18 protein-coding genes and 4 tRNA genes are annotated in these 23,510 nt (G+C 59.2%); 18 read left to right on the top strand and 4 right to left on the bottom strand.

Features of this window, described 5'->3' with window-relative positions; genetic code table 11:
* Window positions 1-40 precede the first annotated feature (40 nt).
* The 3 genes from ttcA to YQ44_RS25225 form a co-directional block, all read right to left on the bottom strand.
* Complete coding sequence (ttcA, locus tag YQ44_RS25235) at window positions 41-997, bottom strand: tRNA 2-thiocytidine(32) synthetase TtcA (protein WP_071325705.1); 957 nt, start codon at window positions 995-997, stop codon at window positions 41-43.
* Window positions 994-1,392 carry a dihydroneopterin aldolase gene (locus YQ44_RS25230; protein WP_046682033.1) on the bottom strand — a complete coding sequence of 133 codons (399 nt, stop codon included), beginning with the start codon at window positions 1,390-1,392 and terminating at the stop codon, window positions 994-996. Before YQ44_RS25230 ends, ttcA begins: the two co-directional genes overlap by 4 nt.
* 66 nt (window positions 1,393-1,458) lie before the next feature.
* Complete coding sequence (locus YQ44_RS25225; RefSeq protein ID WP_232250993.1) at window positions 1,459-2,256, bottom strand: SDR family oxidoreductase; 798 nt, start codon at window positions 2,254-2,256, stop codon at window positions 1,459-1,461.
* 78 nt (window positions 2,257-2,334) lie between these two features.
* On the opposite strand from YQ44_RS25225, the gene YQ44_RS25220 reads away from it, so the two are divergent.
* The 17 genes from YQ44_RS25220 (at window position 2,335) to rpoC (ending at window position 22,424) form a co-directional block, all read left to right on the top strand.
* Window positions 2,335-3,486: a class I SAM-dependent methyltransferase gene (locus YQ44_RS25220; protein ID WP_071325703.1), complete on the top strand. Its 1,152-nt coding sequence runs from the start codon at window positions 2,335-2,337 to the stop codon at window positions 3,484-3,486.
* 139 nt (window positions 3,487-3,625) lie between these two features.
* The gene (locus YQ44_RS25215) at window positions 3,626-4,705 is read left to right on the top strand and encodes a J domain-containing protein (RefSeq protein ID WP_071325702.1); all 1,080 of its coding nucleotides are present in this window, start codon (window positions 3,626-3,628) and stop codon (window positions 4,703-4,705) included.
* A gap of 63 nt (window positions 4,706-4,768) precedes the next feature.
* Entirely contained in the window at window positions 4,769-6,364 is a 1,596-nt protein-coding gene (locus YQ44_RS25210; protein ID WP_071325701.1) for a DUF3369 domain-containing protein, read from the top strand.
* Window positions 6,365-6,498: 134 nt separating this feature from the next.
* Entirely contained in the window at window positions 6,499-8,154 is a 1,656-nt protein-coding gene (locus YQ44_RS25205) for a tetratricopeptide repeat-containing response regulator (RefSeq protein WP_071325700.1), read from the top strand.
* 224 nt (window positions 8,155-8,378) lie between these two features.
* Window positions 8,379-8,463, top strand: a tRNA-Tyr gene (locus YQ44_RS25200).
* A gap of 60 nt (window positions 8,464-8,523) precedes the next feature.
* Window positions 8,524-8,597: transfer RNA gene (locus YQ44_RS25195), tRNA-Gly, on the top strand.
* A 43-nt stretch (window positions 8,598-8,640) separates the two neighbouring features.
* A tRNA-Thr gene (locus YQ44_RS25190) sits at window positions 8,641-8,715 on the top strand.
* A gap of 88 nt (window positions 8,716-8,803) precedes the next feature.
* Window positions 8,804-9,994, top strand: coding sequence for an elongation factor Tu (gene tuf / locus YQ44_RS25185; protein WP_034753125.1), 1,191 nt, complete (start codon window positions 8,804-8,806; stop codon window positions 9,992-9,994).
* 66 nt (window positions 9,995-10,060) lie between these two features.
* Window positions 10,061-10,136: transfer RNA gene (locus YQ44_RS25180), tRNA-Trp, on the top strand.
* 32 nt (window positions 10,137-10,168) lie between these two features.
* The gene (gene secE, locus YQ44_RS25175) at window positions 10,169-10,552 is read left to right on the top strand and encodes a preprotein translocase subunit SecE (RefSeq protein WP_010394308.1); all 384 of its coding nucleotides are present in this window, start codon (window positions 10,169-10,171) and stop codon (window positions 10,550-10,552) included.
* Complete coding sequence (nusG, locus tag YQ44_RS25170; protein WP_071325699.1) at window positions 10,552-11,178, top strand: transcription termination/antitermination protein NusG; 627 nt, start codon at window positions 10,552-10,554, stop codon at window positions 11,176-11,178. Before secE ends, nusG begins: the two co-directional genes overlap by 1 nt.
* Window positions 11,179-11,293: 115 nt before the next feature.
* Entirely contained in the window at window positions 11,294-11,728 is a 435-nt protein-coding gene (rplK, locus tag YQ44_RS25165) for a 50S ribosomal protein L11 (protein ID WP_034783246.1), read from the top strand.
* Complete coding sequence (rplA, locus tag YQ44_RS25160) at window positions 11,728-12,423, top strand: 50S ribosomal protein L1 (protein ID WP_034753134.1); 696 nt, start codon at window positions 11,728-11,730, stop codon at window positions 12,421-12,423. Before rplK ends, rplA begins: the two co-directional genes overlap by 1 nt.
* Window positions 12,424-12,743: 320 nt before the next feature.
* Entirely contained in the window at window positions 12,744-13,283 is a 540-nt protein-coding gene (gene rplJ / locus YQ44_RS25155; RefSeq protein ID WP_071326751.1) for a 50S ribosomal protein L10, read from the top strand.
* Between the two features lie 67 nt (window positions 13,284-13,350).
* Window positions 13,351-13,722 carry a 50S ribosomal protein L7/L12 gene (rplL, locus tag YQ44_RS25150; protein WP_034753136.1) on the top strand — a complete coding sequence of 124 codons (372 nt, stop codon included), beginning with the start codon at window positions 13,351-13,353 and terminating at the stop codon, window positions 13,720-13,722.
* A gap of 244 nt (window positions 13,723-13,966) precedes the next feature.
* Window positions 13,967-18,073 (top strand): DNA-directed RNA polymerase subunit beta, encoded by a 4,107-nt coding sequence (gene rpoB, locus YQ44_RS25145; protein WP_071325698.1) that lies wholly within the window; start codon window positions 13,967-13,969, stop codon window positions 18,071-18,073.
* A 109-nt stretch (window positions 18,074-18,182) separates the two neighbouring features.
* On the top strand, window positions 18,183-22,424 hold the full coding sequence (gene rpoC / locus YQ44_RS25140) for a DNA-directed RNA polymerase subunit beta' (protein ID WP_071325697.1): 4,242 nt from the start codon (window positions 18,183-18,185) through the stop codon (window positions 22,422-22,424).
* An 89-nt stretch (window positions 22,425-22,513) separates the two neighbouring features.
* Here rpoC and YQ44_RS29195 read toward each other — a convergent pair whose 3' ends face one another.
* Window positions 22,514-22,843 carry a hypothetical protein gene (locus YQ44_RS29195; RefSeq protein WP_156894978.1) on the bottom strand — a complete coding sequence of 110 codons (330 nt, stop codon included), beginning with the start codon at window positions 22,841-22,843 and terminating at the stop codon, window positions 22,514-22,516.
* A 15-nt stretch (window positions 22,844-22,858) separates the two neighbouring features.
* On the opposite strand from YQ44_RS29195, the gene YQ44_RS25135 reads away from it, so the two are divergent.
* Window positions 22,859-23,491: a transcriptional regulator gene (locus YQ44_RS25135; RefSeq protein WP_071325696.1), complete on the top strand. Its 633-nt coding sequence runs from the start codon at window positions 22,859-22,861 to the stop codon at window positions 23,489-23,491.
* Window positions 23,492-23,510: the final 19 nt, after the last annotated feature.

The raw sequence follows: 23,510 nt of genomic DNA, 5'->3' as shown, positions 1-23,510 counted from the left end.
CTGGGCGGTGGCGGCGAAACAACGATTTCAGCAGGGAGGCTTAGGCTTGCAGCGGTTGCAGCGCGATCGTGCCAAAGGTGGTCGGCGTCGAGCATGGCTCTTCGTCAAACGCGATGTCGCCCATGGGATTGGCCACGCCATCGGCCTTCAAGTCCTTGAAACCGAACAGTTTCGGGTCCATCAGGTGCGAAGGCGCCACGTTCGACAGCGCCGAGAAGATGCTTTCCACGCGGCCGGGGAACTTCTTGTCCCATTCGCGCATCAACCCCTTGATCTGCTTGCGCTGCAGGTTTTCCTGCGAACCGCACAGGTCGCATGGAATGATGGGGAAGCCCTTGACTTCCGCATAGCGCTGCGTGTCCTCTTCCTTCACGTACGCCATCGGGCGGATGACGATGTGCTTGCCGTCGTCCGACTGCAGCTTGGCCGGCATGCCTTTCAGTTTGCCGCCGAAGAACATATTCAGGAAGAAGGTTTCCAGAATGTCATCGCGGTGATGGCCGAGGGCGATCTTGTTGGCGCCCAGCTCATCGGCCACGCGGTACAGGATGCCGCGGCGCAGGCGCGAGCACAGCGAGCATGTGGTCTTGCCTTCTGGAATCAGGCGCTTGACGATGCTGTAGGTGTCCTGGTTTTCGATATGGAAGGCCACGCCCAGTTCCGTCAGGTAGGCGGGCAGGATTTCCGGGGGGAAGTTCGGCTGCTTCTGGTCCAGGTTGACGGCGACGATGTCGAAATGAATCGGCGCGCGTTCGCGCAAGGTCATCAGGATGTCCAGCAGCGCATAGCTGTCCTTGCCGCCCGACAGGCACACCATCACCTTGTCGCCGTCCTCGATCATGTTGAAGTCGCCGATGGCTTGTCCCACCAAGCGGCACAGGCGCTTGTGCAGCTTGTTGTTTTCCAGGGCGATCTTTTCCGCCTTCTTGCGCGCCAGTTTCTGCGCTTCCACGTTGGCCGGGACTTCCACGGCCGTTTCCATCACTGCGTTGTTCATGCTTCATCCTTGATCTTGAATACTTCCACGCCCACGCCTTCGCAGTCGGGATACACGTCCGGTTTCATGGACGACACGCGCGCGGCGCGCACGCGCGGGTGCGCCAGCATGGCGGCGAGCACGTCGTCCACCAGGCTTTCCTGCAACTGCACGTGACCTTGCGCCATGCGCTTGGCGATGGTTTCGCGCATGAAGTCGTAGTCGACCACCTCTTCCAGCTGGTCATCCTTCGGCGTCGACAGGGCCAGGGGAATGTACAGGTCGACGTTGATGAGGACGCGCTGCTCGCCCTTTTTCTCGAAGTCGTAGACGCCGATATTGATGAGGACTTCGTAATTGCGCAGGAACAGGCGGCGGCAATCGGCCAGGCGAGGGTGGGACAGGGCGGACGACATAGTTTTACCTTTTAAGGGAATGCTTGAATGCTAATATTTTTGTTGGGTAGTCGGTAGGGCTGCTGATTATTTGGCCAGGAACATGACGTCGCGCGGCAGGCCGATCAGATGCTGGCCGCCATCGACGAGCAGGGTGGTGCCCGTCAGCGCGCGCGCGCCGGCCACATAGCAGACGCAGTCGGCCACATCCTGCGGCGTGCTGGAACGGCCCAGCGGCGTATTTTCATGCGCCTTGGCAAAATTGGCTGCCGTTTGCTCGCCCGAGACCATGGTGATGCCGGGGGCGATGCCCACCACGCGCACTTTCGGCGCCAGCGCCTGGGCCAGCATGGTGGTCGCCGACAGCAGCGCCGCCTTGGACAGGGTGTACGACAAAAAATCAGGATTGAGATTGTACAGTTTTTGGTCCAGCAGGTTGATGACCACGGCTTGCCCGCCGCTTGGGGTGGCTTCGTACAGGGCCTGCGCCAGCAGCACGGGCGCGGCCAGGTTGGCGTGCATGTGGGCGTCCAGCGCGGCGACGGAAAAATCGCCGGCATTGTCGTATTCAAACAACGATGCGTTGTTTACTACGCAAGTGACGGGGCCCAGCGCCGCCTGCGCCTGCGGCAAGAGCTGGCGCACGCCGGCTTCCTGCGCCAGGTCGCACGGCAAGGCGTGCGCGCGCCGGCCCAGCGCCTCGATTTCCGCCACCAGGCTGATGGCGTCGTCGCGCGAGTCGCGGTAGTGCACGGCGATGTCCCAGCCGTCGCGCGCCAGGCCCAGCGCGATGGCGCGGCCGATACGCCGCGCCGCGCCCGTGACGAGGGCGACGCGGGGTGTGCCGTCTGCCGGCCTTGCTTGCGTCATGTGCGTTGGATTCATGTACTTTATATATGGTTGAAGTAGTCGGTGAACTGGCGGCACTGGCGGCCTGGCCCGCCGATTCGCTACAATGCGGGAATGTCTCTTCCCGCACCCGATAGCGACGCGCTGGCCGCGTCCCATGCCTTGCAGCACCAGATTGCCGCCGAAATCGCGCGCAACGATGGCGCCATTCCCTTTGTCCGCTTCATGGAGCTGGCGCTGTATGCGCCCGACCTCGGCTATTACAGCGGCGGTGCCGCCAAGCTGGGCAAAGATGGCGATTTTACAACCGCGCCGGAAATCTCGTCCCTGTTCGGCGCCACCCTGGCCCACGTGGCAGCCGCTATTATGGCGCAAACGGCCCCGCGCATCCTCGAATTCGGCGCCGGCACGGGCAAGCTGGCCTGCGATATCCTGACGGAAGCGGCCAGCGCCGGCATCCCTGTAGAACAGTATGCGATCGTCGAATTGTCCGGCGAATTGCGCGCGCGCCAGGAGCTGGCGCTGGCCGCCTTCCCGCAGGTGGTGTGGCTCGACGGCTTCCCCGACAGTTTTGAAGGCGCCGTGTTCGGCAATGAAGTGCTGGACGCCATGCCCGTCAACCTGATCAGCAAGACGCCCGCCGGCTGGTGCGAGCTCGACGTCAGCATTGCCGATGGCCAGTTTGTCTTTGTCGAGCGCCTTGCCGGCGCCGAGGTGGCGGCGCAGATCGCCGCCCAGGTGCCCGACGCGGACGATTTGCCGGTCGGCTATGTCAGCGAGATTCATGGCGTCGCCTGCGGCTTCATGCGTTCGCTGGCGCGCATGTTGACCGCCGGCAAGGGTGGCGCGGCCGTGCTGTTCGATTACGGCTTTCCCGCGCACGAGTATTACCTGGGCCAGCGCGCCACGGGCACGCTGATGTGCCATTACCGCCACCATGCCCATGCGGAGCCATTCTATCTGCCCGGCTTGCAGGACATCACGGCCCACGTGGATTTCACGGCCATGGCCGTGGCGGCGCAGGATGCGGGCCTCGATGTGCTCGGCTACATGAACCAGGCCTCCTTCCTGCTGGGCGCCGGCATCGGCGACTTGCTGCTGCGCACGGATCCAGAGCAGGCGAAGGCTTACCTGCCGCAGGCGAGCGCCGTGCAAAAGCTGCTGTCGCCGGCCGAGATGGGTGAATTGTTCAAGGTGCTGGTGGTGGGACACCGGGTGGAATTGCCGGAAACCCTGTTGTCAGGCGACCGCAGCCACCGGCTGTAATATCAAGGCAGGGCGTTAACGCCCTGCAATTTCCTGTCCGCCGGTGGTTATTATCTTGTCATATCGTATATGATGATTGATACAGCACGGTTCCATCCGGCAAGAACCCGTCGCCGCGCACCGATTTCAAGATAGAACGATGGGAAAGATACATACACACTATGACAACCTGAAAGTGGCGCGCCTGGCGCCGCAGGAAGTCATACGTGCCGCGTACAAGGCCCTCAGCCAGAAATATCATCCAGACAAGAATCCCGGCGACGAGAAGGCTGCCCGCATCATGGCTATCCTCAACAGCGCCTATGGCACCTTGTCCGATCCCCAGCGGCGCCGCGAGCATGACGAGTGGATCGCGGCCGAGGAGTGGGAAATCGAATGGCTGGAAAGCACCCATCACGAAGAAGGCAAGGCCAAGGATGGCCGCCACCATGCGCATGATCACGCCTGGGCACAGGATGTGCCGCCACCGTCGGGCAAGCCGCGGCGTGGCGCGCGACCGGTCTGGCGCAACTGGCGCTGGTGGCTGAGTTTGTTTATCTGTTTGCTGCTGGGCTGGCTGGGCGCCTTGCTGATGCTCGATACGTCCCAGCCGATGCCGTCCGCGCTGGTGTCGGCCTGGAGCGGTTTTGCGCGCGATGGCGCCAAGCCGCGCACGGAGACGGCAACGCCGGGCGCCAGCGCCCTGCTGCCGCCGGCATTGAAGGGCGAGCCGGTGGCGGTCGATAGCTGGGCCGTGGGCAAGCCGTATGCGCCGGAACCGCAGCAGGCCAGGGCGCCCGAGATCCGCGTGCTGGCCGTGTCCCAGCTGAGTTTGAAAGCCATGCAGCCCGTCTGCGATGGCACGGCCCAGTCCGCGGCGCTGGTGGCGCCGAATGGCGAACCCTGGCCGGCGCAGTCCGGCTATGTGGACGGTTTTCCGATCAGTAACAAGGGTGACGAGCTGACCTTGAGCATCGACAACCGCGCCAATGCCACGCCCGTGTTCGTCAAGCTGTATGACACGGAACGGCGTTCGAACGTGCGCTATCTGTTCATCCTGGCGCATGACAAGCTGGCCGTCGAGCAGCTCAGCGCGGGCAAGTACGAGGTGCGCTACCAGGCGGTCGAGCCGGCGCAGGACAGTTGTGGCGGCAAGACGCGCAGTGGCGCGTCCGTACCTGCGCCGAGCCCGGTGGCTGGCGAGGCTGACACGCAGAATCCTGTTGTAAGCAACATCTAATCTGATTATGCTTGATAGGCGTCAAAGCAGCATCCACAGCGAATCTACCCCTTAGGAGTATCCATGACCGACCTCAAAGCCGATGCAGATGATAACTGGCTGCTCGACGAGGATGAGCCGGTGGCGAGTCCTGCCGGACTGGCCGCACCCGACCAGCGCCTGTGGCGTGTCTTGATTGTCGATGACGATGTCGATGTGCATGCGGTGACGCGGCTGGCGCTGCGCAATGTCAGTTTCAAGGGGCGCGAACTGGAACTGTTCTCCGCCTACAGCGGCCGCGAGGCTTATGAGATCCTGCGCGACACGCCCGATATCGCGCTGGTGCTGCTCGATGTGGTGATGGAAACGGATGATGCCGGCCTGATCCTCGCCAAGCGCATCCGCGCCGACCTGAACAACGCCATCGTGCGCGTCGTGCTGCGCACGGGCCAGCCGGGCCAGGCGCCCGAGCAGCGCGTCATCATCGAATACGACATCAACGATTACAAGGCCAAGACCGAACTGACGACACAGAAGCTGTTTACCACCGTCATTTCGGCCCTGCGCGCCTACGAGAGCCTGATGATGCTCGAGCGCAGCCGCATCGGCCTGGGCAAGATCCTGGCCGGCGCCACCAATCTGTACCAGATCCATTCGCTGCGCGAATTCGCTTCCGGCGTGCTGAACCAGGTCAGCGCCATCCTCGACGTGGGCGCCGACGGCGTGCTGTGCCTGATGCAGGGCGGCGCCGGGCGGCCCGAGGTGGTGGCCGCCACGGGCACCTATGCCGTGCTGGCCGAGTCCGAAGCCATGCCGGCCGACCACGCGCTGACGCCGACCATCGACAAGGCGTTCGCGGAAAAGCGCAGCCAGTTCGAGCACCCGGCCAATGTGCTGTTCATCCATACGGAAGGCAACCGCGAGCTGGCCATTTCCGTCACGCCGCCGTGGCCGCTGGCGCAGATCCAGCGCGACTTGCTGGAAGTGTTTTGCCAGCGCATTGCCGCCGCCTTCGACAACCTGTACATGTTCGGCCAGCTGCGCAAGGCGCAGGAAGCCACCGTGGTGGCCCTGGCCGACCTGGCCGAGTTCCGCGACAGCGACACGGGCGGCCATGTGCGGCGCGTGCAGCAGCTGTCCGACGCCATCGCCCGCCGCATGCAGCAGCGCGGCGTATATGCCGACGAGCTCACGCCGCAGCTGCTCGACATGATCGGCCTGGCCAGCATCCTGCACGACGTGGGCAAGGTGGCCACGCCCGACGCCGTGCTATTGAAGCCGGGCAAGCATACGGACGAGGAAAGGGCGCAGATGCAGCTGCATGCCAGCGTCGGGCGCACCATCCTCGAGCGCGCCGCCAACATGGTCGACGGCGTCAGCTACCTGACGTATGGCGCGCAGATCGCCGGCGGCCACCATGAGCATTTCGATGGCGCCGGCTATCCGAACGGCCTGGCGGGGCGCGACATTCCCGTGGCCGCGCGCATCGTCGCCGTGGTCGACGTCTTCGATGCCTTGCTGCACGAACGTCCGTACAAGGAGCCATGGCCATATCCGCAGGTGCGCGAATATATCGAACAGCGCAGCGGCAGCCAGTTCGACCCGGAAGTGGTGGCCGCACTGCTCGACCTGATCGACCACGAACCGCAACTGTGGCATCCGGAGCGCGCCACCGGCTGATTTGCCGGCTTCCTTGCTGGTTTTCGGCGCCGCGCCATTCCCTTGCGCACGGCGCCGTCATATACTCGGCAGCCTCATGCTGGCTGGCGCCATGCACCAGTGTGGTGCGCCGCTGAGTTTTCGGACATCACGACATGAAAGAACTCAAGGGTCTCAGCGCACTGATCATCGAGCCGCATCCGGGCATGCGCGCCAGCCTGCACAATATGCTCAACCTGTGCGGCCTGGCGAAGATCGATGACGCGGCCAGCTCGGGCCAGGCGATCCGCATGCTGGGCAACAAATCGTATGACCTGATCCTGTGCGAGTACGACCTCGAAGGCGGGCAGGATGGCCAGCAGATGCTGGAGGACTTGCGCCACCACAAACTGATGCACGCCTCGACCATGTTCTTCATGGTCACGGGCGAAGGCAGCTTTGCCAAGGTGGTCAGCGCCGTCGAGCTGCTGCCCACCGATTACATCCTCAAGCCGTTTACCGCTGACAGCATGCTCGAACGCATCGGCCGCGCGCTGGACAAGCGCAACGCCTTCGTGCCCGTGTATGCGCTGATCGACGTGGGCAACGAGCGCGCCGCGATTGCCGCCTGCACCGAAGGCGCCAGCCTGTATCCGCGCTATGCGACCGATTTCATGCGCCTGCGCGCCGAATTGCATCTGCTGCTCGGCGAAGCGGCCGATGCCGAGCCGATCTATGCGGCGCTGTATGAGAGCAAGGCCATCGGCTGGGCGCGCCTGGGCCAGGCGAAGACGCAGTTCCTGCTGGGCGAGTACGACGCGGCGCAGGGCACGCTGGAGGGGTTGCTGGAAAACAACAAGCGCTTTCTCGACGCCTATGACTGGCTGGCCCGCACGCATCTGGCCCAAGGCAAGCCGGAACTGGCGCAGGCGGCGCTGAGCGAAGCGGTGGCCCTGTCGCCGCATGCCGTGCGCCGCCTGCGCCGCCTGGGCGAGGCGGCGCTGGCCGCCGATGATATCGAGATGGCGGAGAAAGCCCTGAAACTGGTCGTCAGCAAGGCCAAGTATTCGGAATTCCGCGATCCGGAAGACCATGTGCGCCTCGTGCAGACGCTGGTGCGCAAGGGCGACCCGCTGCAGGTGGGCGCCGTGATCCGCGACCTCGACAAGTCGATGGGCGGGCAAAAGAACGCGGAACTGTGCAGCGCGCTGTGCAGCGCCATGTTGCATGCGTATACGGGCAACGAGGAAAGGCTGCAGCAGTCGCTCGACGCGGCGCTGGCGGCCAACCGCCATAGCGGCGGCGGCTCGAATACGCTGAAGACGGAATTGGCGCGCCATTGCCTGGCGCATGGGCGCGAGGATGGCGCCGCCGAGGTGATGCGCGAAGTGATGCGCAATGCGCCCGACAGCGCCGCCATGACGCGCGCCATGGCCGTGTTCGAACAGGCGGGGCGCGAAGAGCTGGCCAAGGCGTTGGCGCGGCAAAGCCGCCAGGAAGTGGCCGACATGGTGGCGGCCGGCGCGGCCAAGGCGGGCGAGGGCGACTTCCGCGGCGCCGTCGACCTGATGAGCGAAGCCGTCACGCGCCTGCCTGACAACCCGCAAGTGGTGTTCAACGCGGCCGTGGCCGTGCTGAAATGCCTGGAGCATGGCGGCTGGGATGAACGCATGGGCCAGCAGGCGCTCGATTTCATCGCCGGCGTGCGCCGCCTGGACCCGCGCAACCCCAAATTGCCGGTGCTGTCGGGCCTGCATCAGCAGTTATTGCGCAAATATAAGCCGCGCGGCACGTCGTGGATGCATCCGCCTGACGCCCGTGAGCAGGGGTAAAACCGGGGCAAATGACGGGAAAATGCGGCTTGCAAGGGGGGCGGATAAAAAAAATGCGAAAAAAGACGACTTTTTCGCGCCAACCCTTGCACATTCTCAAATCGGGAGCTTATAATCACGCCCCGAAGCAGCCAACTTCTTCTTTATAAGCAAATGCAGCAGTCAGGCATCAGTAAATAAGGTTGACAGTTGTGAGTAGATGCTTCATACTCTGCGGTTCCCGCGGAGGGGTGGCCGAGTGGTTAAAGGCGACAGACTGTAAATCTGTTCTCTATGAGTACGCTGGTTCGAATCCAGCCCCCTCCACCAAGTTTTTGCAAGGAAAACTGGGTAGTAGCAAGTAAGTGAAGATAAAGTGAACGATACCTCGCGGGTGTAGCTCAATGGTAGAGCAGAAGCCTTCCAAGCTTACGACGAGGGTTCGATTCCCTTCACCCGCTCCAGTTTCCGTTCAGATGCTTGATGCATCGCATGCAACAAATTACAGCCCTTGTAGCTCAGTGGTAGAGCACTCCCTTGGTAAGGGAGAGGCCACGTGTTCGATCCACGTCAAGGGCACCAGAATTCGCAGCAGGCAGCACAGAAGCAATTCAAACCAGACCGTCGGGCGTGTGCCTGAGCAATCTAATCAAATCATTAGGAGTTCAAAATGGCAAAAGGTAAATTCGAACGGACCAAGCCGCACGTCAACGTCGGCACCATCGGCCACGTCGACCACGGTAAAACCACGCTGACCGCTGCAATCGCAACGGTTCTGTCGAAGAAATTCGGCGGCGAAGCTAAGGCATACGACCAGATCGATGCGGCTCCAGAAGAAAAAGCGCGCGGTATCACGATTAACACCGCCCACGTCGAGTACGAAACGGAAACGCGTCACTACGCTCACGTTGACTGCCCAGGCCACGCCGACTACATCAAAAACATGATTACCGGTGCCGCGCAGATGGACGGCGCGATCCTGGTGTGCTCCGCAGCTGACGGCCCAATGCCACAGACCCGCGAACACATCCTGCTGGCCCGCCAAGTTGGCGTTCCATACATCATCGTGTTCCTGAACAAGTGCGACCTGGTCGACGACGCAGAGCTGCTGGAACTGGTTGAAATGGAAGTGCGCGAGCTGTTGTCGAAGTACGAATTCCCAGGCGACGACCTGCCAATCATCAAAGGTTCGGCACGTATGGCGCTGGAAGGCAAAGAAGGCGAAATGGGCGTTGACGCAGTGCTGCGTCTGGCCGATGCGCTGGATGCCTACATCCCAACGCCAGAGCGCGCTGTTGACGGTGCGTTCCTGATGCCAGTGGAAGACGTGTTCTCGATCTCGGGTCGCGGTACCGTGGTTACCGGTCGTATCGAGCGCGGCATTGTTAAAGTCGGCGAAGAGATCGAAATCGTCGGTATCACCGATACCGTCAAAACGACTTGCACCGGCGTGGAAATGTTCCGCAAACTGCTGGACCAAGGTCAAGCAGGCGACAACGTTGGTCTGCTGCTGCGCGGCACCAAGCGTGAAGACGTGCAACGTGGTCAAGTTCTGGCCAAGCCAGGTTCGATCAAGCCGCATGCTCACTTCACCGGCGAGATCTATGTTCTGTCGAAAGACGAAGGCGGCCGTCATACGCCATTCTTCAACAACTACCGTCCACAGTTCTACTTCCGCACGACGGACGTAACTGGTTCGATCGAGTTGCCAGCAGACAAAGAAATGGTTATGCCAGGCGATAACGTGTCGATCACCGTCAAGCTGATCAACCCGATCGCGATGGAAGAAGGCCTGCGCTTCGCTATCCGTGAAGGCGGTCGTACCGTCGGCGCCGGCGTGGTTGCAAAAATCCTCGCATAAGGAAATGTTATGCTTCCACCCGGGGCGTCCTGGGTGGTAGAATAGCACTCCTCGAAAGTTTTACGTAGGGACGTAGCTCAATTGGCAGAGCGTCGGTCTCCAAAACCGAAGGTTGGGGGTTCGATGCCCTCCGTCCCTGCCACCGTCAAGGTGCAGGGCACCGAAAGTAGAAAAATGTCAAATCAATCCGTGCAAACCGTTAGCACGTCGAGTGACAAGATAAAAGTCGCGCTGGCAATAGTAGCTGCGATTGCAGGAGTAGTCGGGTTTTATTACCTGGCAGGCCAACCAGCTCTGGTGCGTGCAAGCGCGCTTGTGGCTGGTTTGGTTATTGCTGTTGCGCTCTTGTATGTCTCGACGACCGGCCGTGAATTTCTCAATTTCGCCAAAGAAGCTGTGCGCGAAACCAAGAAAGTCGTTTGGCCTACCCGCAAAGAAGCCACGCAGATCACTGCGATCGTGTTTGCCTTTGTGCTGGTCATGGCGATTTTCCTGTGGGGCACGGATAAATTGCTCGAGTTTTTGTTGTATGACGTAATTCTGGGTTGGAAAAAATAATGAGCGAAAATGTGCATGATGAAGCGGCGGAAGAGTCCGTTCCGGGCGACGCTCCGGCAGCGGATACTGGTGCAGCGCTGAGCGTGCCAGTGAGCAGCAAGCGCTGGTATGTCGTGCATGCTTATTCCGGCATGGAAAAAAGCGTCATGCGCGCACTGACCGAGCGCATCGAGCGCGCGGGCATGCAAGACCAGTTCGGCCAGATCCTGGTGCCGATCGAAGAAGTAGTTGAAGTCAAGAATGGTGTGAAGTCGGTTACCGAGCGTCGTTTCTATCCTGGCTATGTGCTGGTTGAAATGGAAATGACGGACGAGAGCTGGCATTTGGTCAAGAACACCAGCAAGGTTACCGGTTTCATCGGTGGCAAATCGAACAAGCCGACGCCGATCTCCGCGCGCGAAATCGACGCCATCATGCGCCAGATGCAGGAAGGTGTTGAAAAGCCCCGTCCCAAGACCTTGTACGAAGTGGGCGAGCAAGTCCGCATCAAGGATGGTCCGTTTACCGATTTCAACGGCAATGTCGAAGAAGTCAACTACGAGAAATCCAAGGTGCGCGTCTCGGTCACCATCTTCGGCCGCGCCACTCCGGTGGAACTCGAATTCGGCCAGGTCGAAAAAGTTTAAGCATTATCAAGCGCCACCAGGAGCGCCGCGGCAGTCTCAGCGAAATCCGGTCAGAGGAGCCCCGCCAGGGTAGGATCGGCGGGGCGCTACTACTCAATCCAAGATAGGAGCCATCATGGCAAAGAAAATCATTGGTTTTATCAAGCTGCAAGTGCCAGCTGGTAAAGCAAACCCATCCCCACCAATCGGTCCAGCTCTGGGTCAACGCGGTCTGAACATCATGGAATTCTGCAAGGCGTTCAACGCGCAGACCCAAGGTATGGAACCAGGCATGCCGATCCCAGTCGTGATCACCGCGTTTGCGGACAAGTCCTTCACGTTCGTGATGAAGACGCCTCCAGCAACCTACCTGATCAAAAAAGCTGCTGCGATCACCAAAGGTTCGCCGAAGCCACATACCGACAAAGTCGGTACGCTGACCCGCGCACAAGCTGAAGAAATCGCTAAATTGAAAACCCCTGATCTGACCGCTGCCGACATGGATGCTGCTGTACGCACCATCGCTGGTTCCGCTCGTTCGATTGGTATCACGGTGGAAGGTGTTGTATAATGGCTAAGTTATCCAAACGTATCAAGGCTTTGAAAGCCAAAGTCGACCGTACCAAAGTGTACGCTTTCGACAACGCTGTCGCTCTGATCAAAGAGTGCGCAACGGCCAAGTTCAATGAATCGATCGACGTATCGGTACAACTGGGCGTAGATCCTAAGAAATCCGACCAAGTGGTGCGCGGCTCCGTCGTGCTGCCAGCTGGTACCGGCAAAACCGTACGCGTCGCTGTCTTCGCGTCGGGCGAAAAAGCGGAAGCTGCTAAAGCAGCCGGCGCCGACATCGTTGGTATGGAAGACCTGGCTGAGCAGATCAAAGCCGGCGACATGCCTTTCGATATCGTCATCGCTTCGCCAGATACCATGCGTATCGTTGGTACCCTGGGTCAGATCCTGGGCCCACGCGGCATGATGCCTAACCCGAAAGTTGGCACTGTTACTCCTGACGTCGCTACCGCCGTGAAAAACGCGAAAGCCGGTCAAGTTCAGTACCGTACCGACAAATCCGGTATCATCCACGCTACCATCGGCCGTAAATCGTTCGCTGACGCAGATCTGAAATCGAATCTGGTCGCACTGATCGACGCCCTGAACAAAGCCAAGCCAGCATCGAGCAAAGGCGTGTACCTGCGCAAAGTTTCGCTGTCGTCGACCATGGGCGCTGGCGTCCGTGTTGACCAGGCTAGCCTGGCAGCTTAAGTAACAGAATCAAGTCCTGTAGCGCCTTCGGGCGCTGCGGGCGCATCTTTGGGCTGTCTGCCCGGTGTTCGCACCAGGCAGGCAGACAATCAAAGACCGTTGGGCCGACTGCGACCACATGTGCAGAAGGTTAATAGACTTTCCGGCAACGGGAAGTGCCCAACGCAGATGGTGTACCCGAACAAGTTTTGTAGTCCTCATGCTGCGTGAATGTATCCGCTCAGTTTAGTACTTCTTGACTTCGGACGCCGTGTTCGAACCGATGCAAGGCGCTCAACCACTCGGTTGTGATTGCCGAACATCATTTAAGGAGGTTGACCGTGAGTCTCAATCTGAATGACAAAAAGGCCGTCGTCGCCGAAGTTTCCGCACAAGTAGCAGCTGCGCAAACGATCGTCGTGGCCGAATATCGTGGCATCCAGGTTGGTCACTTGACGCAACTGCGTGCTAAAGCGCGTGCCCAAGGCGTGTACCTGCGTGTGTTGAAAAACACTCTGGCTCGTCGCTCCGTTGAAGGTACCGCATTCGCCAGCCTGGCAGATGCCATGACCGGTCCGTTGATCTACTCGATCTCGGCCGATGCCGTTGCAGCAGCTAAAGTCATCGCTGACTTCGCTAAAACCAACGACAAACTGGTCATCAAAGCAGGTAACTACGCAGGCAAGCCGCTGGATACAGCTGCTGTCACCGCGTTGGCGAGCATTCCTAGCCGTGAAGTTCTCATTTCGCAGTTGTTGGGCGTTATGCTGGCTCCGGTTTCGGGCTTTGCACGTGGTCTGGCTGCCCTGGCAGCGAAAAAAGGCGAAGGCGCCGAAGCTCCTGCAGAAGCAGCAGCAGAAGAAGCCCCAGCAGCCGCTTAATTGCGCGCGCTTTTTTCTCTCAGTACCAATCTGATGTAACTAACGTAATAAATTTAGGAGTTTCAAAATGGCAATTAGCAAAGACGATATCCTGGAAGCAGTTAGCGCCATGTCCGTAATGGACCTGAACGACCTGGTTAAAGCATTCGAAGAAAAATTCGGCGTGTCCGCAGCAGCAATGGCTTCGGCCGGTCCTGCAGCAGGCCCAGCAGCAGCAGCTGAAGAACAAACCGAATTCAACGTCATCCTTGACACCTTCGGCGCAAACAAAGTTGGCGTTATTAAAGCAGTTCGCGAAATCACCGGCCTGGGCTTGAAAGAAGCTAAAGACCTGGTCGATGGCGCACCAAAAACTGTGAAAGAAGCAGTGTCGAAAGCTGACGCTGAAGCAGCACAGAAGAAACTGGTAGAAGCCGGCGCAACCGCTTCGATCAAGTAATATCTGTACCGGCGTCAGTTAGCGCCCGAGTCAAAGTCTGAGGTTTCCCCTCGCAAGGGGGGAAATCCGACTTTGGCTCCTTTGTCGTCTGCATCGTATTTGTCATGTAGTTGTAGCAGCAGTTTTTATTCGATTCAAGCCGGAAAGCAGAGCCTTGAGGTTTCGTCTGTGTCACACGCAGCGGTGCAAACGAACACTTGCAAAACCTGAATTTTCTATCCTTTCTGTCACTCACGGAGTGTCCATGCACTACTCATTTACTGAGAAGAAACGCATTCGCAAATCATTCGCGAAGCGCGCCAACGTTCACCACGTTCCGTTCCTGCTGGCGACCCAGCTCGAGTCTTATCATAGCTTCTTGCAAGAGGACATAGCACCGTCCGGCCGCAAGAATGATGGCCTGCAGTCGGCTTTCACCTCGATTTTCCCTATCGTTTCGCACAATGGTTTTGCGCGTCTCGAATTCTTGTCGTACGTTCTGGGCGATCCTGCCTTTGACGTCAAAGAATGTCAACAACGTGGCCTGACGTTCGCGTCGCCGCTGCGCGCGAAAGTGCGCCTGGTGATCCTGGACAAGGAATCGCCAACCAAGCCAGTCGTCAAGGAAATGAAGGAACAGGAAGTCTACATGGGCGAATTGCCGCTCATGACGACCACCGGTTCGTTCGTGATCAACGGCACTGAGCGGGTTATCGTTTCCCAGCTGCACCGTTCGCCTGGCGTGTTCTTCGAGCACGACCGCGGCAAGACCCACTCGTCGGGCAAGCTGCTGTTCTCCGCGCGTATCATTCCTTACCGCGGTTCGTGGCTGGACTTCGAGTTCGACCCGAAAGACATCCTGTTCTTCCGCGTCGACCGCCGCCGCAAGATGCCTGTGACGATTTTGCTCAAGGCAATCGGCATGTCGCATGAGCAAATCCTGGCCAACTTCTTTGTCTTCGACAATTTCAACCTGCGCTCCGAAGGCGCGGAAATGGAATTCGTTGCCGAGCGTCTGCGCGGTGAAGTTGCGCGTTTCGACATCGTCGACAAGTCGGGCAAGACCCTGGTCCTGAAAGACAAGCGTATCAACGCCAAGCACGTGCGTGATATCGAAGCTGCCGGCATCAAGCACATTTCCGTACCGGAAGACTACCTGCTGGGCCGCGTATTGGCGAAGAACATCGTCGATGGCGACACCGGCGAAGTCGTCGCTTCCGCGAACGATGAGCTGACCGAAGACTTGCTGGGTCGTTTGCGCGATGCCAACATTTCCGAAATCCAAACGTTGTACACGAACGACCTGGATCAGGGCGCCTACATCTCGCAAACCCTGCGTATCGACGACACCGCCGACCAGATGGCCGCGAAAGTGGCGATCTACCGCATGATGCGTCCAGGCGAACCGCCAACGGAAGACTCCGTTGAAGCGCTGTTCAACGGCCTGTTCTACAACTCGGACCGCTACGACCTGTCGGCCGTGGGCCGCATGAAGTTCAACCGCCGCATTGGCCGCGATGAACTGACGGGCGCCATGACCCTGTCGAACGAAGACGTGCTGGCCGTGATCAAGATCCTGGTGGAACTGCGCAATGGCCGCGGCGAAGTCGACGATATCGATCACCTGGGTAACCGTCGCGTACGTTGCGTGGGCGAACTGGCTGAGAATCAATTCCGCGCCGGCCTGGTGCGTGTTGAGCGCGCCGTCAAGGAACGCCTCGGCCAAGCCGAAGCGGACAACCTGATGCCGCACGACCTGATCAACTCGAAGCCGATTTCGGCCGCGATTCGCGAGTTCTTCGGTTCGTCCCAGCTGTCGCAGTTCATGGACCAAACCAATCCTCTGTCGGAAATTACCCACAAGCGCCGCGTATCGGCTCTGGGACCCGGCGGTCTGACACGCGAACGCGCCGGCTTTGAAGTGCGCGACGTGCATCCGACCCACTACGGCCGCGTCTGCCCGATCGAGACACCGGAAGGTCCGAACATTGGTCTGATCAACTCGCTGGCTCTGTATGCCCGCCTGAATGAATACGGCTTCCTGGAAACCCCGTACCGCAAGGTCGAAGGCTCCAAGATTACCGATCAGATCGACTATCTGTCCGCCATCGAAGAAGGCCGCTACATCATCGCTCAGGCGAATGCGACCATCAACGACGAAGGCATGCTGTCCGATGAACTGGTCTCGGCCCGTGAAGCCGGCGAAACCATCCTGGTATCCCCAGAGCGCATCCAGTACATGGACGTGGCGCCGGGCCAGATCGTTTCCGTCGCTGCCTCGCTGATTCCGTTCCTCGAACACGATGATGCAAACCGTGCATTGATGGGCGCCAACATGCAACGCCAGGCTGTGCCTTGCTTGCGTCCGGAAAAAGCGCTGGTCGGTACCGGTATCGAACGCACCGTTGCGGTCGACTCGGGCACCACCGTGCAAGCCCTGCGTGGCGGTATCGTCGATTACATCGATGCGGGCCGTGTCGTGATTCGCGTCAACGATGACGAAGCGCAAGCTGGTGAAGTGGGCGTCGACATCTACAACCTGATCAAGTACACCCGTTCGAACCAGAACACCAACATCAACCAGCGTCCTATCGTGCAAGTGGGCGACCGTGTCGCCAAGCGCGACGTGATCGCCGACGGCGCATCGACCGACCTGGGTGAATTGGCTCTGGGCCAGAACATGACCGTGGCCTTCATGCCATGGAATGGTCTGAACTTCGAGGATTCGATCCTGATCTCGGAAAACGTCGTCAAGGACGACCGCTACACCTCGATTCACATCGAAGAGTTGTCGGTGGTGGCCCGTGACACGAAACTGGGCGCGGAAGAAATTACGCGCGACATCTCGAACCTGGCTGAAAATCAGCTGGCACGTCTGGATGAGTCCGGTATCGTCTACATCGGCGCTGAAGTGCAGGCTGGCGACACCCTGGTCGGTAAAGTGACGCCTAAGGGCGAAACCCAGCTGACCCCGGAAGAGAAGCTGCTGCGCGCGATTTTCGGCGAAAAAGCATCGGACGTGAAAGACACTTCGCTGCGCGTGCCTTCGGGCATGATCGGTACCGTGATCGACGTGCAAGTCTTCACCCGTGAAGGCATCGTGCGCGACAAGCGTGCCCAGCAAATTATCGATGACGAACTGAAACGCTTCCGTCTGGATTTGAACGACCAGATGCGTATCGTGGAAGGCGATGCCTTCCAGCGTCTGGAAAAAATGCTGATCGGCAAAGTCGTCAACGGCGGCCCTAAAAAGCTGGCCAAAGGCGCCAAGATCACCAAGGATTACCTGGCCGATCTGGACAAATACCACTGGTTCGACATCCGCCCTGCGGACGACGATGCGGCGGTAGCGCTGGAAGCGATCAAGGAATCGATCAACGAGAAGCGTCACCAGTTCGATCTGGCCTTCGAAGAGAAGCGCAAGAAATTGACGCAAGGCGATGAGCTGCAACCAGGCGTGCAAAAAATGGTCAAGGTGTACCTGGCCGTGAAACGCCGCCTGCAGTCGGGCGACAAGATGGCGGGTCGCCACGGTAACAAGGGTGTGGTTTCCCGTATTGTTCCTGTGGAAGACATGCCATACATGGCCGACGGCACGCCAGCCGACGTTGTGCTGAACCCGCTGGGCGTTCCTTCGCGGATGAACGTTGGTCAGATTCTCGAGACTCACTTGGGCTGGGCTGCCAAGGGTCTGGGTATCCGCATCGGCGAAATGCTGAAGGCGCAAACCAAGGTCGAGCAAGTGCGCAAGTACCTGACGACGATCTACAACGATAACGGCCGTGCTGAAGAGCTGAACGACTTCGACGACGAAGAGATCATGAAGCTGGCGGAAAACCTGAAAAAAGGTGTTCCATTCGCCACGCCAGTGTTCGACGGTGCCAATGAAGAAGAGATCCGCCGCATGCTGGACCTGGCGTATCCGGACGACATCGCCAAGAACCTGGGCATGACCGCGTCGAAAAACCAGGTGACCATGTATGACGGTCGCACCGGTGAAGCGTTCGAGCGCAAGGTCACCGTCGGCGTCATGCACATGCTGAAACTGCATCACTTGGTCGATGACAAGATGCATGCGCGTTCGACCGGTCCGTACTCGCTGGTGACGCAACAGCCACTGGGCGGTAAAGCCCAGTTCGGTGGTCAGCGTTTCGGTGAGATGGAAGTCTGGGCACTGGAAGCGTATGGCGCGTCGTATGTCTTGCAAGAGATGTTGACCGTCAAGTCCGATGACGTGAATGGCCGTACCAAAGTGTACGAAAACCTCGTCAAGGGCGACCACGTGATCGACGCCGGCATGCCGGAATCGTTCAACGTGCTGGTCAAGGAAATCCGTTCGCTCGGTATCGATATCGACCTCGAACGCAACTAAACGACAGCCACCTGTCATTTGGTTTGGGAAACACAAAGCCCGGCTGGGAAACCATGCCGGGCAATGTAGTCTCAGGAATATAGAAATTTAATCACCTCTGGAGTGATACATGAAAGCACTGCTCGATCTATTCAAGCAAGTACAGACCAACGAGACCTTCGATGCAATCAAGATCGGTCTCGCTTCGCCTGAGAAAATCCGTTCGTGGTCCTACGGCGAAGTCAAAAAGCCGGAAACCATCAACTATCGTACCTTCAAGCCTGAGCGCGACGGCCTGTTCTGCGCCAAGATCTTTGGCCCGATCAAGGACTACGAATGCCTGTGCGGCAAGTACAAGCGCCTGAAACACCGCGGCGTGATCTGCGAAAAGTGCGGCGTCGAAGTCACGCTGGCCAAGGTGCGCCGCGAGCGCATGGGTCACATCGAGCTGGCCTCGCCAACCGCGCACATCTGGTTCCTGAAATCGCTGCCGTCGCGTCTGGGCATGGTCCTGGACATGACCCTGCGGGACATCGAACGCGTGCTGTACTTTGAAGCATACGTCGTGACCGATCCAGGCATGACCCCGCTGAAGAAGTGCCAGATCATGTCGGAAGACGACTACGCCGCCAAGTACGAAGAGTACGGCGACGACTTCACCGCCTTCATGGGCGCCGAAGGTATCCGTGAACTGCTGCGCTCGATCGACATCCACCGCGATGCCGAAACCCTGCGCGTGGAACTGAAGGAATCGAAATCCGAAGCCAAGATCAAGAAATACGCGAAGCGCCTGAAAGTGCTGGAAGCGTTCCAACGTTCGGGCATCAAGCCTGACTGGATGATCATGGAAGTGCTGCCGGTGCTGCCGCCGGAACTGCGTCCGCTGGTACCGCTGGATGGTGGCCGTTTCGCGACCTCGGATCTGAACGATCTGTATCGCCGCGTCATCAACCGTAACAACCGTCTGAAACGCCTGATGGAGCTGCGCGCTCCAGAGATCATCACGCGCAACGAAAAGCGCATGCTGCAAGAAGCGGTCGATTCGCTGCTGGACAACGGCCGTCGCGGCAAAGCGATGACCGGCGCCAACAAGCGTCCGCTGAAATCGCTGGCAGAAATGATCAAGGGCAAGGGCGGCCGTTTCCGTCAAAACTTGCTGGGCAAACGCGTCGATTACTCCGGTCGTTCGGTCATCGTCGTGGGCCCGCAATTGAAACTGCATCAGTGCGGCTTGCCGAAACTGATGGCGCTGGAACTGTTCAAACCATTCATTTTCAATAAACTGGAACTGATGGGTCTGGCGACCACGATCAAGGCCGCTAAAAAGCTGGTCGAGATTCAAGAGCCGGTCGTGTGGGACATCCTGGAAGACGTGATCCGTGAACATCCGATCATGTTGAACCGCGCACCTACGCTGCACCGCCTGGGTATCCAGGCCTTCGAGCCCGTCCTGATTGAAGGCAAGGCCATCCAGCTGCATCCGCTCGTCTGCGCCGCATTCAACGCCGACTTTGACGGTGACCAAATGGCGGTCCACGTTCCTCTGTCGATCGAAGCGCAGATGGAAGCACGCACCCTGATGCTGGCATCGAACAACATCCTGTTCCCATCGAACGGCGAACCGTCGATCGTGCCGTCGCAGGATATCGTGCTGGGTCTGTACTACGCGACCCGCGAAGCGATCAATGCGAAGAACGAAGGGATGATGTTCCCTGACGTGTCGGAAGTGATCCGCGCCTACGACAACAAGGAAGTCGAACTGACGACCCGCGTCACCGTGCGTATTACCGAATACCCGAAAAACGCCGAAACGGGCGAATTCGAGAAAACGGTTACCCGCTACGAAACGACGATCGGCCGTGCGATCCTGTCGGAAATCCTGCCTAAGGGCCTGCCTTTCTCGGTGCTGAACCGCGCGCTGAAAAAGAAAGAAATTTCCAAGCTGATCAACACGTCGTTCCGCAAGTGCGGCCTGCGCGCCACCGTGGTGTTCGCAGACAAACTGATGCAATCGGGTTTCCGCCTGGCGACACGCGCCGGTATCTCGATCTGCGTCGACGACATGCTGGTACCGCCTCAAAAAGTCACCCTGATCGCGACGGCCGAATCGGAAGTCAAGCAGATCGAACAGCAATACGCCTCGGGTCTCGTGACCGCCGGCGAGCGTTACAACAAGGTCGTCGATATCTGGGGCAAGACCTCGGATGAAGTCGGCAAGGCCATGATGGACCAGCTCAAAGTCGAAGACGTGATCCGCCGCGACGGCACCAAGTCGACGCAAGAATCGTTCAACGCCATTTACATGATGGCCGACTCCGGCGCGCGCGGTTCCGCAGCCCAGATTCGTCAGTTGGCCGGTATGCGTGGTCTGATGGCGAAGCCGGATGGCTCGATTATCGAAACGCCGATTACCGCGAACTTCCGCGAAGGTCTGAACGTTTTGCAGTACTTCATTTCGACCCACGGTGCACGTAAAGGTCTGGCCGATACGGCGCTGAAAACGGCTAACTCCGGTTACCTGACGCGTCGTCTGGTTGACGTGACGCAAGATCTGGTGGTGATCGAGGACGATTGCGGCACCATGAACGGCGCCGTCATGAAGGCACTGGTCGAAGGTGGTGAAGTCATCGAACCGTTGCGCGACCGTATCCTCGGCCGCGTGGTGGTGCATGACGTCGTCAATCCTGAAACCCAGGAAACGCTGTACGAAGCCGGCACCCTGATGGACGAAGACATGGTCGAAGAGATCGAGCGTCTGTCCATCGATGAAGTCAAGGTCCGCACGCCACTGACTTGCGACACGCGCTTCGGCCTGTGCGCCAAGTGCTATGGCCGCGACCTGGGCCGCGGCATGCTGGTCAACGCCGGCGAAGCCGTCGGTGTGGTGGCAGCGCAGTCGATTGGTGAGCCGGGTACCCAGCTGACCATGCGTACGTTCCACATTGGTGGTGCGGCATCGCGTGCGGCAGTGGCATCGTCGGTCGAAGCCAAGTCGAACGGTACCATCCGCTTCACGGCAACCATGCGTTACGTGACGAACGGCAAGGGCGCGCAAATCGTCATTTCCCGTTCCGGCGAAGTGCTGATCACCGACGACCATGGCCGTGAGCGTGAGCGTCATAAAGTACCGTACGGTGCGACCCTGATCGTCAAGGACGGCATGGTCATCAAGGCCGGTACGGCCCTGGCAACGTGGGATCCGCTGACCCGTCCGATCATTACCGAATACGCCGGTCAAGTGCGTTTCGAGAACGTCGAAGAAGGCGTCACCGTGGCCCGTCAGGTCGACGAAGTGACCGGTCTGTCCACCCTGGTGGCGATCGATGCGAAGCGTCGCGGTTCGCTGACCAAGACCCTGCGTCCGCAAGTCAAGCTGATCAACGACGCGAACGAAGAAGTCAAGATCGCCGGCACCGAACACTCGGTGGCGATCGGCTTCCAGGTCGGCGCGCTGATCATGGTGAAGGACGGTCAACAGGTATCGGTTGGTGAAGTGCTGGCACGTATTCCTACCGAATCGCAAAAAACGCGCGATATTACCGGTGGTCTGCCACGCGTTGCGGAACTGTTCGAAGCGCGCTCGCCGAAAGATGCCGGTATGCTGGCGGAAGTCACGGGTACGGTTGCGTTCGGTAAAGAAACCAAGGGCAAGCAGCGTCTGGAAATCACGGACATGGACGGCAACAAGCATGAGTTCTTGATCACCAAGGACAAACAAGTGCTGGTGCATGACGGCCAAGTCGTGAACAAGGGCGAGATGATCGTGGACGGCCCGGCCGATCCACAAGACATCCTGCGCCTGCTGGGTATCGAAGCGCTGGCACGTTACATCGTCGACGAAGTGCAGGACGTGTACCGTCTGCAAGGCGTGAAGATCAATGACAAGCACATCGAAGTGATCGTGCGTCAGATGCTGCGCCGCGTACAGATCGTCAATGCCGGCGACACCAACTACATCGTTGGCGAGCAGGTAGAGCGTTCGGAACTGCTGGACGAGAACGATCGCATGGCCGTTGAGAACAAGATTCCAGCGACCTACGAAAACGTCTTGCTGGGTATTACCAAGGCATCGCTGTCGACCGATTCGTTCATCTCGGCCGCATCGTTCCAGGAAACCACCCGCGTGCTGACCGAAGCGGCGATCATGGGTAAGCGCGATGGTCTGCGCGGCCTGAAAGAGAACGTCATCGTCGGCCGTCTGATTCCTGGCGGTACGGGCCTGGCCTTCCACCGCGCACGCAAAGAGAAAGAAGCGTGGGAAGTGGAAGAGCGTCAAGCCCTGCTGCTGGCCGAGAAAGCCTCGCTGGCTGGCGAAGCTGCCGAAGCGCTGCAAGACATCGAAATCCAGCAACACCACGGCGACGAAGCGTAATCTGCGCTGCTAGCTGACAAGAACGGCACCTTCGGGTGCCGTTTTTTTTCGCCTTTTAATTCATGCGACACGAATCGGTATGCCGATACTCAAACGGCATGTATCAATTGGGGCGGAATATGAAACCCGATGTCCATGTTATTTAAAACGGCGCCATGCATTCCGAATTTGATATCGGGTAAACGACGCGACTTGTATTGCCATGATTGAATGCGGGGCAATCGCGGCGTGATGAATGCTGAATGCCATTGATTAAATATCGACGAGATTGGGCATGCACATCGAGTGCCCGGCATGGCGCGCACGATCACGACACGTGTCGCTGCCCACGCCATCATTGAGCTGTGACGGCTGCGGAACAGCACTGTTGCAGCGCCGTCGCCTATCGCGCAGGCCGCGCTAATTTCCAGTTTATTCATGCTAAGATTTGGCGCATGATTGCCCAAGCCCTGTTTACTCCCGCCCAGCAAAAACTGCTGGGATTGCTCTTTGTCCGCGTGAATGAAGGCTTTCATTTGAATGAGATCATGCGCCTGACGGGGCTGGGCAGCGCTTCGGCGCAGCGGGAATTGCGCCGCTTGCACGAGTCCGGCCTTATCACGTCCGAGCGCATCGGCAATGTGCGGCGCTTCTGGCCTAACAAGGAAAGCCTCGTGTATCCCGAGTTGAGCGGACTGGTGCAGAAGACTTTCGGCCTGGTCGGCGTGCTCAGTACGACCCTGGCGCCCCTGCGCGCGCAACTGCACCTGGCATTCGTGTATGGCGCCACGGCGAAGGGGCAGGATATGCCGGGCAGCGCCGTCGATCTGCTGCTGGTGGGCGAGGAAGCCAATTACGGCGATCTATTGACGGGATTGGCCCCGGCCGAGCGAACCTTGCGGCGTAAAATCAATCCCAACTTATATACGCTGGCCGATTATCGGCGCCGCCTGCGCGAGGGGCAGCCATTCCTGCTGCAGGTATTGCAGCAGCCGAAGCTGTTTGTCATCGGCGATGAATTGGCCCTGGGCGCATTGGCCCGGACGGATGGCATGTTGCAGGCGAATGGTTTGCCGCTGGTTTTCTAATGACCGGGCCTGGTAATCA

The sequence above is a fragment of the Janthinobacterium sp. 1_2014MBL_MicDiv genome (assembly GCF_001865675.1).
In the GTDB taxonomy this organism is placed as follows: Bacteria; Pseudomonadota; Gammaproteobacteria; order Burkholderiales; family Burkholderiaceae_D; genus Janthinobacterium.
This window is presented reverse-complemented; position numbering and strand designations above follow the sequence as displayed.

What these genes read in the sequence shown, in the direction of transcription:
- YQ44_RS25205 (WP_071325700.1), top strand. Translation starts at nt 6,499, where the DNA reads ATGAAAGAACTCAAGGGTCTCAGCGCACTGATCATCGAGCCGCATCCG.
- nusG (WP_071325699.1), top strand. Translation starts at nt 10,552, where the DNA reads ATGAGCGAAAATGTGCATGATGAAGCGGCGGAAGAGTCCGTTCCGGGC.
- tuf (WP_034753125.1), top strand. Translation starts at nt 8,804, where the DNA reads ATGGCAAAAGGTAAATTCGAACGGACCAAGCCGCACGTCAACGTCGGC.
- YQ44_RS25135 (WP_071325696.1), top strand. Translation starts at nt 22,859, where the DNA reads ATGATTGCCCAAGCCCTGTTTACTCCCGCCCAGCAAAAACTGCTGGGA.
- rplL (WP_034753136.1), top strand. Translation starts at nt 13,351, where the DNA reads ATGGCAATTAGCAAAGACGATATCCTGGAAGCAGTTAGCGCCATGTCC.
- rplA (WP_034753134.1), top strand. Translation starts at nt 11,728, where the DNA reads ATGGCTAAGTTATCCAAACGTATCAAGGCTTTGAAAGCCAAAGTCGAC.
- YQ44_RS29195 (WP_156894978.1), bottom strand. Translation starts at nt 22,843, where the DNA reads ATGAATAAACTGGAAATTAGCGCGGCCTGCGCGATAGGCGACGGCGCT.
- YQ44_RS25225 (WP_232250993.1), bottom strand. Translation starts at nt 2,256, where the DNA reads ATGAATCCAACGCACATGACGCAAGCAAGGCCGGCAGACGGCACACCC.
- YQ44_RS25215 (WP_071325702.1), top strand. Translation starts at nt 3,626, where the DNA reads ATGGGAAAGATACATACACACTATGACAACCTGAAAGTGGCGCGCCTG.
- ttcA (WP_071325705.1), bottom strand. Translation starts at nt 997, where the DNA reads ATGAACAACGCAGTGATGGAAACGGCCGTGGAAGTCCCGGCCAACGTG.
- rpoB (WP_071325698.1), top strand. Translation starts at nt 13,967, where the DNA reads ATGCACTACTCATTTACTGAGAAGAAACGCATTCGCAAATCATTCGCG.
- YQ44_RS25230 (WP_046682033.1), bottom strand. Translation starts at nt 1,392, where the DNA reads ATGTCGTCCGCCCTGTCCCACCCTCGCCTGGCCGATTGCCGCCGCCTG.
- YQ44_RS25220 (WP_071325703.1), top strand. Translation starts at nt 2,335, where the DNA reads ATGTCTCTTCCCGCACCCGATAGCGACGCGCTGGCCGCGTCCCATGCC.
- rpoC (WP_071325697.1), top strand. Translation starts at nt 18,183, where the DNA reads ATGAAAGCACTGCTCGATCTATTCAAGCAAGTACAGACCAACGAGACC.
- YQ44_RS25210 (WP_071325701.1), top strand. Translation starts at nt 4,769, where the DNA reads ATGACCGACCTCAAAGCCGATGCAGATGATAACTGGCTGCTCGACGAG.
- rplK (WP_034783246.1), top strand. Translation starts at nt 11,294, where the DNA reads ATGGCAAAGAAAATCATTGGTTTTATCAAGCTGCAAGTGCCAGCTGGT.
- secE (WP_010394308.1), top strand. Translation starts at nt 10,169, where the DNA reads ATGTCAAATCAATCCGTGCAAACCGTTAGCACGTCGAGTGACAAGATA.